This is a genomic window from Burkholderia sp. IT-111MI5, assembly GCF_949752865.1.
Taxonomy (GTDB): Bacteria; Pseudomonadota; Gammaproteobacteria; order Burkholderiales; family Burkholderiaceae; genus Burkholderia; species Burkholderia pyrrocinia_C.
Genome location: NZ_CATKIF010000033.1, coordinates 478,719 through 491,335, shown reverse-complemented (window position 1 = coordinate 491,335; position 12,617 = coordinate 478,719). Strand labels below are relative to the sequence as shown.

Below are 12,617 nucleotides of genomic sequence, written 5' to 3'. Positions count from 1 at the left end.
ATGCGGCGACGGAAACGTCGCATGGCGTCGCGGCCGTTTCGTCGCTGCGCGCGTCCCCCGTTCTGGCCTATCCTGTGCGAAACACGCGACGCGCGCCGCGCGTTGCGCCTCGACACAGGAGCATCGATGCCGAATCACGCCGAAGCCACGACGACGCAGGCGCCGCAAGTCGCGCCTGTTGCCCCGACCCCAGCGTCAGGCCCTGCATTCATCGCACCCGAAGCCGATCCGCAGGCGCTCGCGCGCGGCAACCAGTACGTGCTGAAATCCGGCGACGCATTCGTGGTCGGCGATGCGCTCGGCGACATCGGCGGCCACGACGACGGCCTGTTCGTCGACGACATGCGCGTGCTGTCGAAATGGCGCCTGACGTTCGGCGGCCGCGCGCCGTCGCTGCTGTCGGGCGCGACGAGCGCCGACAACGCATCGTTTACCGCACACCTGACCAACCGCCCGCTGCCGCCGCTCGGCGGCAAGGAGACGCCGGAGGGCGTGATCCATATCGAACGGATGCGCGTGCTCGCGGGCGACATACTGTACGAAGCGCTGACGCTGACGAACTACGGCGCGAGCGAAGCCGAGGTGCCGCTGTCGCTGTCGTTCGCGGCCGATTTCAAGGACATGTTCGAGGTGCGCGGCACGCAGCGCCCGAAGCGCGGCACGGTGGCTGCGCCGCGCGTCGACGCGGGCGCGGTGCGGCTGCGCTACGACGGCCTCGACGGCGTCGAGCGCAACGTGACCGTGCATTTCTCGCCGGCGCCCGACGCACTGTCGGTCGATCGCGCCGACTACACGCTGACGATCGCCGCGCAGGCGTGCGTGTCGATCTACCTGACCGTCGACGCGACGCTCGGCCCGGCGCACATCGAAGGGCCCGGGTGCGGCCGCGTCGCGCTGCGCACCGCGCTGGTCGGCGTGCACCGCGAGATGCGCGCGCGGCGCGAGTCGATGGCACGCGTGAACACCGGCAATCCGCTGTTCGACGCATGGCTCGACCGTTCGCTCGCGGATCTCGGGCTGCTCACGACGCAGCTCGACACGGGGCCGTACCCGTATGCGGGCATTCCGTGGTTCTCGACGCCGTTCGGCCGCGATGCGGTGATCACGTCGCTGCAGATGCTGTGGCTGCAGCCGTCGCTCGCACGCGGCGTGCTGCGTTTCCTGGCCGAGCATCAGGCGCGCGAAACGTCCGCGTTCCGCGACGCGGAGCCCGGCAAGATCATGCACGAGTTCCGCCGCAGCGAGATGGCCGCGACGGGCGAGGTGCCGTTCGCGCTGTACTACGGCGGCGTCGACACGACTCCGCTGTTCATCGTGCTGGCCGGCGCGTATGTCGAACGCACCGGCGACGATGCGCTGATCGACGAGCTGTGGCCCGCGCTCGAGCGCGCCGCGCAATGGGTGATCGACAAGTGCGACCGCAATCCCTACGGACTGCTCGATTATCAGCGCACGTCGGAGCGCGGCCTCGCGAACCAGGGCTGGAAGGACAGTCACGATTCGGTGTTTCATGAGGACGGCCGCTTCCCGGACGGGCCGATCGCGCTCGTCGAAGTGCAGGCCTATGCGTGCGCGGCGCTCGATGCGATGTCGGCATGCTCGCACCGGCGCGGCCACGCGGCCGACGCCACGCGCTACGCGCTGCGCGCGAAGGCGCTGCGCGAGCAGGTCGACGCGCTGTTCTGGATGCCGGAAGGCGATTTCTACGGGATCGCGCTCGACGGTCATGGCGACCTGTGCCGCGTGTTCGCATCGAACGCGGGCCACCTGCTCGCGTTCGGCCTGCCCGACGCCCAGCGCGGGGCGGCGGTCGCCGGCGTGCTCGGCTCGACGCTGTTCCAGACGGGCTGGGGCATCCGCACGCTGGCGGCCGGCCAGCCGCGCTTCAACCCGATGGCGTATCACAACGGCTCGGTGTGGCCGCACGACAATGCGCTGATCGCACGCGGCCTCGCGCGCTACGGCGACAAGACGGCTGCGGTGAACCTGCTGCGCGCGCTGTTCGAGGCGGCGGTGAGCTTCGAGATGCGGCTGCCCGAGCTGTTCTGCGGGTTCCCGCGCCGGCGCGGCGAACCGCCGACCGCGTATCCGGTTGCGTGCCTGCCGCAGGCGTGGGCGGCCGGTGCGCCGTTCATGATGCTGCAGGCGTGCCTCGGCGTGAGCATCGATGCATCGCGCCACGAGGTGCGCGTCGAGCGCCCGACGCTGCCGGAAGGTGTCGACTGGCTGCGGATCGATGCGCTGCGCGTCGGCGACGAAACCGTGTCGCTGACGTTCCGCCGCGTCGACGGCCATGTTGTCGCGTCGGCCGAGCAGCCGGGCCGCGTGAAGGTGGTCGCGGTGCTGTAGTGCGGCGACGTGCAAACGTTGCGCGATGTCGCGCCACGTTTGCACGCAGCGGCATAGAATCGTGACATGACCCTTGAACGATGGCGGAGGTAAACGATGACGACCGACAACCGGCCCGACGACGGTGAACAGAAGCTCGAGAATCTGGAGGCGGCGGTCGACCACCTGCACAAGTCGATCGAATCGCAGAGCATCGCGGTCGGCGCGGCGAAGGGCATCCTGTTCAGCCTGATCGAAACGCTCGGCGCACTGATCGGCGATCCCGACCTGCCCGAGCATGCGCGTTCGGGTTACGAGGCGCTGCGCGACAAGGCGAGCGAATTGCGCGGCGGGCTCGACCGGCATTGACGCGCGGATTGCGCCGGCGCCCGCCGCACGGGCGGCGCCGGCGCTGCCCGATTCTGCAGACGAAGCACAAATTCCCTTGCGCTCAATGAGTTAGGCGGCCGATGCGCAGGATATCCACAAGCTTGCCAACACAATCTGTGGAGAACCGGCCGAGGGCACGGCACGCGCCCGGCGTGCGGTTCGAATGACCTTGCGCTGCCGCATCATTGACCCGTCAAGGTCCGTAAATCGAATCCCCTTGTGTATCAATGTGTTACGCGTCCGGTCTGGCGGATATCCACAGGCTTGCCAACAAAATCTGTGGACAACTCGCAATCGATTGCGTCGCAATGGTTGAGGATCCGGCCTGAACGCGATCGGCTTGCCAGGCCCGTGCGCACGGGCTGCCCGATGTCTGCGTCGCGGCGGTAATTCGTGCGCGATCAAGGGCTTAGGTCCCGGGTACCCAGGATATCCACATCCTTGCCAACACTTTCTGTGGACAAGCGCAGCCGCGTTACGCGGCCGGTGCCGTGTCGGCCGCTTCGGCCGCGATCCAGTCGCGAAAGAGCGTCATCGCGGGCGTGAGCGGTTTCGACTTCAGCGACGTGAGCCAGTAGCCGCCCGCGCGCACGTCGATGTCGAGCGGCCGCGCGAGCAGGCCGAGCTGCAGTTCGCGCGCGAACATGCAGGCCGGCGCGAGCGCGACGCCCGCGCCCTGCATCGCGGCCTCGACCATCAGCCGCGACGAATCGAACACCGGCCCGTTGACCGCCCACGGTTCGAGCTGCGCGGCGTCGAACCAGCCGAGCCATTCGTCGGTGCGGTACGAGCGCAGCAGCGTTTCATTCGCGAGATCGGCCGGCTGCGCGAGGCGCCGCGCGATTTCCGGCGCGCACAGCGCGGTGAGCGGCGCATCGAGCAGGCGCTCGTTGCGCGTCGCCGGCCAGTTGCCTTCACCGAAACGGATCGCGAAGTCGAGACCCTCGGCGGCGAGGTCGACGACGTTGTTGTTGGTCCGCAGCCGCAGCTCGACGAACGGGTGCGTATCGCCGAACTGCTTCAGCCGTGGCATTAGCCAGCCTATGGCAAAGGTGCCGACGACACCGAGCGTCAGCACCTCGTGGAAACGCCCGCCGTCGAACTGCTTGAGCACCGTCTCGATGCGGCTGAACGCATCGCTCAGCACGGGCAGTAGAGCGCGCCCCTCGTCGGTGAGCCCGAGGCCGCGCGGCAGCCGCGTGAACAGCGTGCAGCCGAGCCGTTCCTCGAGCGAACGCACCTGCTGGCTGACCGCGGCCTGGGTCACGCTCAGCTCGAGGCCGGCGCGCGTGAAGTTCAGGTGGCGCGCGGACGATTCGAACGCGCGCAGCGCATTGAGCGGAAGATGAGGGCGGAGCTTAGTCATAAGATTTTCTTTTGTCAGCGCTCAATTATCGTTGCTTGTCAGGCAACCGTAAAGTCCCGATAGTGCTGTCTCGGCGGCCGGCCGTTTTCAACACCATTTCGCGTCCATTCCATCACGAGACAACCGACATGACCTACTCATCGAAACGTCGAACCCTGTTGCTGGCCGCCGCGACGGCGCCGCTCGCCCTGACCGTCGCGGCGTGCGCGTCGTCGCAGGCCGCTGCGCCGAACGAGGCTGCGACGCCGGACGTCGCAGCCGCTGCCGCCGCGGCGGCGCTTGCCCATCTCGAACGCGACGCGGGCGGCCGTCTCGGCGTGTGCGCGATCGACACCGCGAGCGGCCGGCGCGTGGCGCATCGCGCCGCCGAACGCTTCCCGTTCTGCAGCACGTTCAAGGCGATGCTGAGTGCGGCGGTGCTTGCGCAGAGCGTTGCGCGTCCGGGATTGCTGCAACAACGCGTGACGTACGGAAAGGCCGATCTCGTCAACTATTCGCCGGTGACGGAGAAGCATGTCGGCGCGGGTATGACGGTTGCCGAACTGTGCGAGGCCACGATCCAGTACAGCGACAACTCGGCCGCGAACCTGCTGATGAAGCTGATCGGCGGCCCGTCGGCGGTGACCGCATATGCGCGCTCGATCGGCGACGACACGTTCCGGCTCGATCGATGGGAGACCGAACTGAATACTGCGCTGCCGGGCGACCTGCGCGACACGACGACGCCGGCCGCGATGGCCGCGAGCATGCGCGTGCTGACGCTCGGCGATGCGCTGCCGGCCGCGCAGCGTGCGCAGCTCGTTACGTGGCTGCGCGGCAACAAGGTCGGCGACAAGCGGATCCGCGCGGGCGTGCCGGCCGGGTGGACGGTCGGCGACAAGACGGGCACCGGCGACTACGGGACGACGAATGATGCGGGCGTCGTGTGGGCGCCGTCGCGTGCGCCGATCGTGCTGGCCGTGTACTACACGCAGGCGCGTGCCGATGCGCGGGCGAAGGACGATGTGATCGCCGACGTCGCGCGCGTCGTGGTTGCGGCATTCGGTTGAGCAGGGCGGTGCGGCGTGCGCGACGGGATGCGCATGCACGCCGTGCCGCAGTCGTGATCCGTGCGACCAAACGTTGCGCGATCAACGACTTAGGTCGCGCATGCTCAGGATATCCACATGCTTGCCAACAAAAATTGTGGACAAGCTCGCGGGCGGTCGCGTTCGTCGTGACGCGCGCCGTCGTGCCGCGTTTGAAGCGGCGCGGACAAAGTCTTACGGATCAAGCGGTTGGCCTCGGTATGCGCAGGCTATCCACACGCTTGCCAACAAAATCTGTGGACAAGCGGGTACGCCGGCGCGGCAGGCTGCCCGTCACGCGTCGAGGCGATGCGCGAGCGGCGATTTGCCGGCCGCGTGCCGTATTCGAAGCGGCGCGGACAAAGTCTTACGGATCAAGCGCTTGGTCGCGGTATGCGCAGGCTATCCACATGCTTGCCAACAAAATCTGTGGACAAGCCCGAGCGTCCGCCGTCGCGGTGTTCAGCCTTGCCGATCGTCGACGGCGGGCCAGCGCGCGAACGCGAACACCCACAACATGATGAAGTTCAGGACCGGGACGAACATCGCCAGGATCCACCAGCCCGAATGCCCGGTGCGCCGGACGATGCGGACATACGGATAGACGACGACAGCGACGAGCACGAGCGAGACGAGCAACTGCCACGCGGTGAAGTGTTCCATGGCCTTCCTCGGAGTGATGTGTCGTGGTGTGCGCCGGCGGAACGGCCGGCACGTTGCGCCGACGCGCGAAGCCGGCGATGCGCGGCCGCGTGCGGCTCGCGTGATAGTGACGCGCGGCGGGCGCGAGCGTCAAGGCGCGGGTGGTGCGCTGGTGTCGCGCCGGATCATTCCGTATTCGGGCATGCTCGCGCCGCATGTTGCCGAAACGCTGACGCGGCGCATGAACCTGAGGCGGATCAACGGGTTAGCGCGCGCGTGCGCAAGATATCCACAAGCTTGCCAACAAAATCTGTGGGTAAGTGGCGCGGCGCATGGCCGGCACGCGTGTGGCGATCGCGACGTGCATCGCCGTGGCGTCGTGATGCGAAGTATGGCGATGCGATGCGCGCGAAGGTCATTGCACGCGCCTCGTCTGCATCACGCGTGCCAAAGTCCATCGGATCAAGGGTTTAGCGCTGCGGTGCGCAGGATATCCACAAGCTTGCCAACATTTTCTGTGGAGAACTGCGCGTTCGCGATCGGCGGGCACGACACCAACCTGTGCCACGTGTTGCCTCGATTCGCGCGGGAACTCACGCAGTGCAAATACCGGCCACGCCGACTTTCTGGAACAGGTGCGGGCTGGCGACGGCGGACGACGGATAGGCCGAGAGCTTGGCGACGAACTCGGGATGCGTGAAGGCCGCACGAAACGCGTGCGTCGATTCCCAGATCGCGTAGTTCAGGTAAGTCGGACTGTCGCCGAGCGCGCGATGAAGCTGGGTCGAGATGAATCCCGGCTGCCGCTTCATGAATTCGGCGTCGTCCTTCCACACGGCCAGAAAGTCCGCTTCGTCTGCGGGATCCAGCGTGAACACGTTGACGAGGACGACGGGCTCCGCGTCGATGGCGATCTGTTGCTGGATCGGAAAGGCCGGATCCATCGGCTTGAACTGAGGCATGGGAACTCCTGAGGGGCGTGCGGCAATCGTGCGGTTACGCTTGGCCATCCTGGTCATGCGCGACGGACATCGCCGACAGCACGCGAATCGCCGCATCCAGGTCAGTTGAACTGAAGTCGCCGGCAATGTCGCGAACGTGCTGTTGCCATTGCCCGACCACGGCCTGATAGGCCGCGTCGCCGCGAGGGGTCAGCGCATACAGCGGCGAGCGCTTGTGCGCCGGGTTCGGCAGCGACCGGACCAGCCCTTCGTCGACCAGCACGTTGATCTGTTTCAGCACGGCCTGCCGGGTGATACCCATCGCGTCGGCGATCTGCGGGATGTTCGGGGCTTCCGGCGCCATCGAGATCGCGCCGAGCACTTGCCAGCGCGCACTGGTCAAGCCGTGCGGCCCGGCAAAGGCGTTGCCCCATTCGATCAGCAGACCGTTCAAGCGGAATACGGACAGCGCGACGGCGGTCAACTTTTCGGATTTCGTCATATTCGATCCGCGTGATGAATTGACAACTACTTTACGTAAACGACAACTGGTTGTCAAATGTGCGTGTATTTGCAACCGCATGGCGCATTTGCCGCGCACGCGTGACAAACCCTTTCCGATCAATGGCTTGGTGCCGTTAATGGAAGGTTGTCCACAAGCTTGCCAACATAATCTGTGGAAAAGCCGCCTGTCACGCACGCATCAGACTGGTGCAGGGAAGCGCACCGTAACAGTCAGCCCGCGCCCGCCGCGCGTGGTACCGAGCGCGACCGTCGCGCGATGCTGTTCGGCGATCCGCTTGACGATCGACAGCCCGAGCCCGCTGCCCGACGACGTGACGGCCTGCGCACCCTCGCCGCGATAGAAACGTTCCCACACGTCGGTGCGCTCGGCTTCCGGGATCCCGGGGCCGTCGTCGGCGACTTCGAGCACGGGCGTCGTGCCGTCGATGCGCGCGGAAACGTCGACGCGCGCGCCGTCGCCCGCATAGCGGATCGCATTGTCGACGAGGTTGTTCAGCAGCACGCGCAGCGTGTCGATATTGCCCGCGGCCATCACGGGCGTTGCGACGATCGCGCCGAGATCGATCCGGTGCGCGTCGGCGACGCGCGCGCGGTCCGCGACCACCGACCGGCACAACGCGGCGAGATCGACGGGCGCTGACGCGGACGTGGCCGCTTGCGCATCGGGTTCGAGGCGCGCGAGCGTCAGCAGCTGTTCGGCGAGGTGGCCGAGGCGCGTCGTGCCCGCATGGATCTGCGCGAGAATGCGCTCGCGCTCGTCGTCGGTCGCCGCGCGCCGCAGCAATTGCGACTGAATCGACAGCCCCATGATCGGCGTGCGCAACTCGTGCGCGGCATCGGCGATGAAGTGCCGCTGCAGCGTGAACGAGCGGTCGAGCCGCGCGAGCAGGTCGTTGATCGCTTCGGCGAGCGGCCGGACCTCGTTCGGCATCGATGCGACATCGACGGGTTCGAGATTGTTCGCATTCCTGCGTTTAAGGCCGGATGCGATCGTGCGCAGCGGCCGCAGCCCCGCGCCGATGCCGAACCACAGGCCGATCGCCAGCACCGGCAGCATCGAGAACACCGGCCACAGCAGGTGCACGGCGATGCCTGCGATCGCTTCCCACCGCGCATGACGCGCCTGCGCGAGCCGGATCGTCGTGCCGCCGCGCTCGGTCACATAGGTGCGCCACGGCTGGCCGCCGACGTCGATGCTCGCGATGCCCGTCTGCGCGGGCGGCGGCAGCTTCGAATCGCGGTCGGTCGAATACATGAGCGTGCCGTTGCGCCAGACCTGCAGCAGCACGGCATCGGGATCGCTGGCCTCGAAGCCGTGCTTGCCGTTGGCGCGGTTGCTGAACGACAGCTCGCCGTTCGGGCCGACGACGATCTGCTTCGACATGCTGCGCATCTGGTCGTCGAGCAGGTCGTCGAGTTCGCGCAGCGCGCCCCAGTAGGTGCCCGCGCTCGCGACCAGGCCGATCACGCACGCGGCCGGCAGCAGCCACATCAGCAGGCGCCGCCGCAGCGACGCGCTGCGCCAGCGCTCGATCGCGCGTTGCACGCGCATCATGCGCCGTCACCGATCCGGTAGCCGACGCCGCGCACCGTGCGGATCATGTCGTGGCCGAGCTTCTTGCGCAGGTTGTGGATGTGCACCTGCACCGCGTTGCTTTCGATTTCCTCGCCCCAGCTGTACAGCCGCTCCTCGAACTGCTCGCGCGAAATCACCGCGCCCGGCTCGCGCATCAGCTCGTGCAGCAGCACGAACTCCTTCGGCGACAGCGACACTTCTTCGTCGTCGAGCCAGACGAGGTGCTTGACGGGATCGAGCCGCAGCGGGCCGATTGCGAGCGTCGTCTGCGCACGGCCCGCATGGCGGCGGTTGACCGCGCGGATGCGGGCGAGCAGTTCGTCGAGCGCGAACGGCTTGACGAGATAGTCGTCCGCGCCGCTGTCGAGGCCGGCGATGCGGTCCGGCACGCCGTCGCGTGCGGTGATGATGATCGCGGGCAGGGTTTCGTCGCGGCGGCGCAGCGCGGCGAGCACCGACAGGCCGTCGCGGTTCGGCAGCCCGAGATCGAGCAGCAGCAGGCCGTAGCCGGTCGAGCGCAGCGCGAGCGACGCGGCGTCGCCGTCCTTCACCCAGTCGACCGCGAAGCCTTCCTGTTTGAGGCCCTGTTCGAGCCCGCTGCCGATCAGCGGATCGTCCTCGACGAGCAGTACGCGCATGAATTCGTGTCTCTTCAGCAGGGCGCCGCGGCGCCCGGGGTTCCCATGATAAGCGCACGCATCTTAGGCCGAGCTTAAATGCGGGCGGCGTGCGTCGGGCTTTCGACCCCGCCCGATGCGGCACCGTGTCGCCTCGGCGCGACCTTCAGGTTTGCTTAATCTTACGGTCCGTAATCTGGTGCCGTCGCGTTCAACGGGGCGCGGCATCACATCGAAGAAGAGGACCGACATCATGAAACAACTGGCCAGAATCCTGACGGTCGCGCTCGCCACGCTGCCTGCCGCCGTCTACGCGCAATACACGGGACCGTCCGCGCTGACCACGACGACCGTGAAGGAACTGCTTGCGAACGGCAAGGACGATCAGCACGTGCAATTGCAGGGCCGTATCGTCAAGCATGCCGGCGGCGAGGATTACGAGTTCGCCGACGCGACCGGCACGATCCGCGTCGAGATCGACAACAAGCTGTGGGCGGCCGGGCAGCCCGTCAGCGACAAGAGCGAAGTGAAGCTGACCGGCGAATTCGAGCGCAAGTGGTCGGGCAAGGTGAAGGTCGACGCCGACCACGTCGAAGTGCTGCGCTGACCGGTGCGCGCGGGGCCGGTGATACCATGAACGACCGGTTCCCGTTCCCACCAAGATGGCCGCCAATTTCGACGAACTCGCGTCCCGGATCCGGGCGCAATTTTCCGAGCTGAGCCCGCAATTCCAGGCGGGCGCCGCATTCCTGCTCGATCATCCCGACGAGGTCGCCACCGCGTCGATGCGCAAGGTCGCGCAGCGTGCGCAGGTGCAGCCTGCGTCGCTCGTGCGGCTCGCGCAGCAATTCGGTTTCCCCGGCTGGAACGAGTTGCGCGACCTGTGCGTCGCGCGCGTGCGCACGCGCCCCGAGCCGCTCACGCAGCGTGCGCGCTCGCTCGTGCGGCCCGACGCGAAGGCATCGCTCGCGCACGACCTGCTCGCCGCGCAGCAGCACAACCTGTCGGCCACCGCCGCGCAGAACGAGCACGCGCTCGCGGATGCGGCCAAACTGATCCGCAAGGCGTCGCACGTGCATGTCGCGGGGTTCCGCTCGTGTTATCCGGTCGCGTTCGGGTTCGTGTACGGCTACCGGCTGTTTCGTCCGACCGTGTCGCTGCTCAACGGCGTCGCCGGTTCGCTCGAAATGGAGCTGCGGACGATCGCGAAGCAGAGCGTGACCGTGGTCGTCAGCTTCGCGCCGTATTCGGCGGAAGCGACGCGCGTCGCGCAGGCCGCGAAGGCGCAGGGCAGCCGGATCGTCGCGATCACCGACAGCGCGGTGTCGCCGATCGCGCTGCATGCGGACGCGCAACTGATCTTCACGCACGACAGCCCGTCGTTCTTCCCGTCGCTGGTGGCCGCGCATGCGATGGCCGAGGCGCTGGTCGCGCAGTTGCTCGCGCTCGAAGGCAGCGATGCGATCGCCGCGCTCGAGCGCACCGAAGCGGAGTTGCATGCGAAGGGCGCTTACGTCGTCTGACGCGGCACGTGCGGCTTCGGCCGTCCGTCATTCACGATTCAACCCGACTTCAACCCGACGCAACCGATGACGTTCACATACGAGGTGACCGACGCGGGCGATGCGAACGCGCGCAAGCAGATCGTCGCGCCGCTCGTCCGATTCAACGAAAGCCAGGCCGGCCCGGCCGACTTCCGTCCGCTGGCCGTGCTCGTGACCGATGTGCAAGGCGCGGTGGTCGGCGGCCTGTGGGGTGGCACGGCGTTCGGCTGGCTGCACGTCGACCTGCTCGTGGTGCCCGAGGAAGCGCGCGGCCAGGGCGCCGGCACGCGCATCATGGACCTGGCCGAAGCGGAGGCCGTCGCGCGCGGATGTCACAGTGCATGGCTCGATACGTTCGACTTCCAGGCGCGGCCTTTCTACGAGAAGCGCGGCTATGTCCGCTTCGGCGAACTGCCGGATTATCCGGTCGGGCACACGCGCGTTTTCCTGACGAAGAAGCTCGCGGGCTGAACGGTGGTACCTGCCCGTTTGCTGCCAGTTGCCGGATACCGGCACGCCCCCGACTTTTCCCTGTCGCACGGCGACATTTCGGCCATCGCTGAAACGTCGCGCGCACGGCCGGCGTAAGCTCACCCGTCAACACCTTCCGGGAGTCCGCGATGACCCGTTCCGACCTGCAAGCCCGCCAAGCCGAAATTTTCCGCGCGCTGCATACGCGCCCCGGCGCCTTCATCATCCCGAACCCGTGGGACGCCGGCACCGCCCGCCTGCTCGCGATGGCCGGTTTCGAGGCGCTCGCCACCACGAGTGCCGGCTACGCGTTTTCGAAAGGGCAGCCCGACAACGCGATCGACCGCGACGCGATGCTCGATCACATCGCCGATCTCGTCGCCGCGGGCGGTCTGCCGGTGAGCGCCGATCTCGAGAACGGTTTTGGCGACGCGCCCGACACGGTGGCCGAAACGATCCGGCTGGCGGCCGAGGCCGGCGCGGTCGGCGGCTCGATCGAGGATGCGACGGGCCGCGCCGATGCGCCGATCTACGCGCACGACGCGGCAGTCGAGCGCATCGCGGCGGCCGTCGACGCGGCGCGCGCGCTGCCGTTCCCGTTCACGCTGACCGCGCGTTGCGAAAACTACCTGCACGGCCGTCGCGACCTCGCCGACACGATCGCGCGGCTCGTCGCCTATCGCGACGCGGGCGCCGACGTGCTGTATGCGCCGGGCATCACCGACGCCGCCGAGATCGCGGCGGTGACGCAGGCGGTCGGCGCGCCCGTCAACGTCGTGATGGGGCTGCAGGGCGGGTTGCTGAGCCTCAATGAGCTGGCGGCGCTCGGCGTGAAGCGCGTCAGCGTCGGCGGCGCGCTGGCGCGGGCCGCGCTCGGCGCGTTCCTGCGCGCCGCGACGGAAATGGCGCGCGACGGCACGTTCACGTTCACCCAGGCGGCCGTGCCGGGGCGCGATATCAATCGCTGGTTTGCGGCGCCCGATAATTCGCCGGTTTCATTCGGGGAATGATCGCCAATAAAACGTGGGATCGTTTCCAGTCGAAGCATTGATTGACAATAATCAACCGATTTCGCGTCGGGTTTAAACGCCGATGACGACGCGAAAACCATCGTTTATTCTCCGCATTCCGCCGGTTCGACCGGATTCGG

At 67.4% G+C, this 12,617-nt stretch carries 13 protein-coding genes; 7 read left to right on the top strand and 6 right to left on the bottom strand.

The annotated features are described in order from the left end of the window. Nucleotides 1-126 precede the first annotated feature (126 nt). Together ACM6JT_RS24150 and ACM6JT_RS24145 are read left to right on the top strand one after the other, a co-directional pair. Nucleotides 127-2,349: a glycogen debranching N-terminal domain-containing protein gene (locus ACM6JT_RS24150; protein ID WP_407972080.1), complete on the top strand. Its 2,223-nt coding sequence runs from the start codon at nucleotides 127-129 to the stop codon at nucleotides 2,347-2,349. A 96-nt stretch (nucleotides 2,350-2,445) separates the two neighbouring features. Continuing rightward, complete coding sequence (locus tag ACM6JT_RS24145; RefSeq protein WP_034180596.1) at nucleotides 2,446-2,697, top strand: hypothetical protein; 252 nt, start codon at nucleotides 2,446-2,448, stop codon at nucleotides 2,695-2,697. A gap of 496 nt (nucleotides 2,698-3,193) precedes the next feature. On the opposite strand, the gene penR is transcribed toward ACM6JT_RS24145, so the two are convergent. Next, the gene (gene penR / locus ACM6JT_RS24140) at nucleotides 3,194-4,084 is read right to left on the bottom strand and encodes a beta-lactamase transcriptional regulator PenR (protein WP_034180595.1); all 891 of its coding nucleotides are present in this window, start codon (nucleotides 4,082-4,084) and stop codon (nucleotides 3,194-3,196) included. 128 nt (nucleotides 4,085-4,212) lie between these two features. On the opposite strand from penR, the gene blaPEN-bcc reads away from it, so the two are divergent. After that, nucleotides 4,213-5,133, top strand: a complete 921-nt coding sequence (gene blaPEN-bcc / locus ACM6JT_RS24135) for a PEN family class A beta-lactamase, Bcc-type (protein WP_034180594.1) — start codon at nucleotides 4,213-4,215, stop codon at nucleotides 5,131-5,133. Between the two features lie 480 nt (nucleotides 5,134-5,613). On the opposite strand, the gene ACM6JT_RS24130 is transcribed toward blaPEN-bcc, so the two are convergent. The 5 genes from ACM6JT_RS24130 to ACM6JT_RS24110 all read right to left on the bottom strand — a co-directional run bounded on the left by ACM6JT_RS24130 (nucleotide 5,614) and on the right by ACM6JT_RS24110 (nucleotide 9,473). Further along, entirely contained in the window at nucleotides 5,614-5,814 is a 201-nt protein-coding gene (locus ACM6JT_RS24130) for a membrane protein (protein WP_034180593.1), read from the bottom strand. Nucleotides 5,815-6,386: 572 nt separating this feature from the next. Beyond that, a complete protein-coding gene (locus tag ACM6JT_RS24125) occupies nucleotides 6,387-6,755 on the bottom strand; it encodes an antibiotic biosynthesis monooxygenase family protein (RefSeq protein WP_034180591.1) in 369 nt (122 codons plus the stop codon). Between the two features lie 34 nt (nucleotides 6,756-6,789). Beyond that, nucleotides 6,790-7,236 (bottom strand): MarR family winged helix-turn-helix transcriptional regulator, encoded by a 447-nt coding sequence (locus ACM6JT_RS24120; RefSeq protein ID WP_034180590.1) that lies wholly within the window; start codon nucleotides 7,234-7,236, stop codon nucleotides 6,790-6,792. Nucleotides 7,237-7,437: 201 nt separating this feature from the next. Further along, nucleotides 7,438-8,814: an ATP-binding protein gene (locus tag ACM6JT_RS24115; protein WP_034180589.1), complete on the bottom strand. Its 1,377-nt coding sequence runs from the start codon at nucleotides 8,812-8,814 to the stop codon at nucleotides 7,438-7,440. Beyond that, entirely contained in the window at nucleotides 8,811-9,473 is a 663-nt protein-coding gene (locus ACM6JT_RS24110) for a response regulator (protein ID WP_105392178.1), read from the bottom strand. The genes ACM6JT_RS24115 and ACM6JT_RS24110 overlap by 4 nt, the downstream gene beginning before the upstream one ends. A 232-nt stretch (nucleotides 9,474-9,705) precedes the next feature. On the opposite strand from ACM6JT_RS24110, the gene ACM6JT_RS24105 reads away from it, so the two are divergent. The 4 genes from ACM6JT_RS24105 (at nucleotide 9,706) to ACM6JT_RS24090 (ending at nucleotide 12,477) form a co-directional block, all read left to right on the top strand. Next, a complete protein-coding gene (locus ACM6JT_RS24105; protein WP_034180587.1) occupies nucleotides 9,706-10,059 on the top strand; it encodes a NirD/YgiW/YdeI family stress tolerance protein in 354 nt (117 codons plus the stop codon). Nucleotides 10,060-10,114: 55 nt separating this feature from the next. Next, nucleotides 10,115-10,975 carry a MurR/RpiR family transcriptional regulator gene (locus ACM6JT_RS24100; protein WP_217587915.1) on the top strand — a complete coding sequence of 287 codons (861 nt, stop codon included), beginning with the start codon at nucleotides 10,115-10,117 and terminating at the stop codon, nucleotides 10,973-10,975. Nucleotides 10,976-11,041: 66 nt separating this feature from the next. Continuing rightward, on the top strand, nucleotides 11,042-11,467 hold the full coding sequence (locus tag ACM6JT_RS24095; protein WP_105392177.1) for a GNAT family N-acetyltransferase: 426 nt from the start codon (nucleotides 11,042-11,044) through the stop codon (nucleotides 11,465-11,467). A gap of 149 nt (nucleotides 11,468-11,616) precedes the next feature. Continuing rightward, a complete protein-coding gene (locus ACM6JT_RS24090) occupies nucleotides 11,617-12,477 on the top strand; it encodes an isocitrate lyase/PEP mutase family protein (protein WP_414857453.1) in 861 nt (286 codons plus the stop codon). Nucleotides 12,478-12,617: the final 140 nt, after the last annotated feature.

Bases quoted from the DNA above. Each gene is read 5' to 3' on its own strand.
- ACM6JT_RS24110 (WP_105392178.1), bottom strand. From the start codon at position 9,473: ATGCGCGTACTGCTCGTCGAGGACGATCCGCTGATCGGCAGCGGGCTC.
- ACM6JT_RS24120 (WP_034180590.1), bottom strand. From the start codon at position 7,236: ATGACGAAATCCGAAAAGTTGACCGCCGTCGCGCTGTCCGTATTCCGC.
- ACM6JT_RS24145 (WP_034180596.1), top strand. From the start codon at position 2,446: ATGACGACCGACAACCGGCCCGACGACGGTGAACAGAAGCTCGAGAAT.
- ACM6JT_RS24130 (WP_034180593.1), bottom strand. From the start codon at position 5,814: ATGGAACACTTCACCGCGTGGCAGTTGCTCGTCTCGCTCGTGCTCGTC.
- ACM6JT_RS24115 (WP_034180589.1), bottom strand. From the start codon at position 8,814: ATGATGCGCGTGCAACGCGCGATCGAGCGCTGGCGCAGCGCGTCGCTG.
- penR (WP_034180595.1), bottom strand. From the start codon at position 4,084: ATGACTAAGCTCCGCCCTCATCTTCCGCTCAATGCGCTGCGCGCGTTC.
- ACM6JT_RS24090 (WP_414857453.1), top strand. From the start codon at position 11,617: ATGACCCGTTCCGACCTGCAAGCCCGCCAAGCCGAAATTTTCCGCGCG.
- ACM6JT_RS24125 (WP_034180591.1), bottom strand. From the start codon at position 6,755: ATGCCTCAGTTCAAGCCGATGGATCCGGCCTTTCCGATCCAGCAACAG.
- blaPEN-bcc (WP_034180594.1), top strand. From the start codon at position 4,213: ATGACCTACTCATCGAAACGTCGAACCCTGTTGCTGGCCGCCGCGACG.
- ACM6JT_RS24105 (WP_034180587.1), top strand. From the start codon at position 9,706: ATGAAACAACTGGCCAGAATCCTGACGGTCGCGCTCGCCACGCTGCCT.
- ACM6JT_RS24100 (WP_217587915.1), top strand. From the start codon at position 10,115: ATGGCCGCCAATTTCGACGAACTCGCGTCCCGGATCCGGGCGCAATTT.
- ACM6JT_RS24095 (WP_105392177.1), top strand. From the start codon at position 11,042: ATGACGTTCACATACGAGGTGACCGACGCGGGCGATGCGAACGCGCGC.
- ACM6JT_RS24150 (WP_407972080.1), top strand. From the start codon at position 127: ATGCCGAATCACGCCGAAGCCACGACGACGCAGGCGCCGCAAGTCGCG.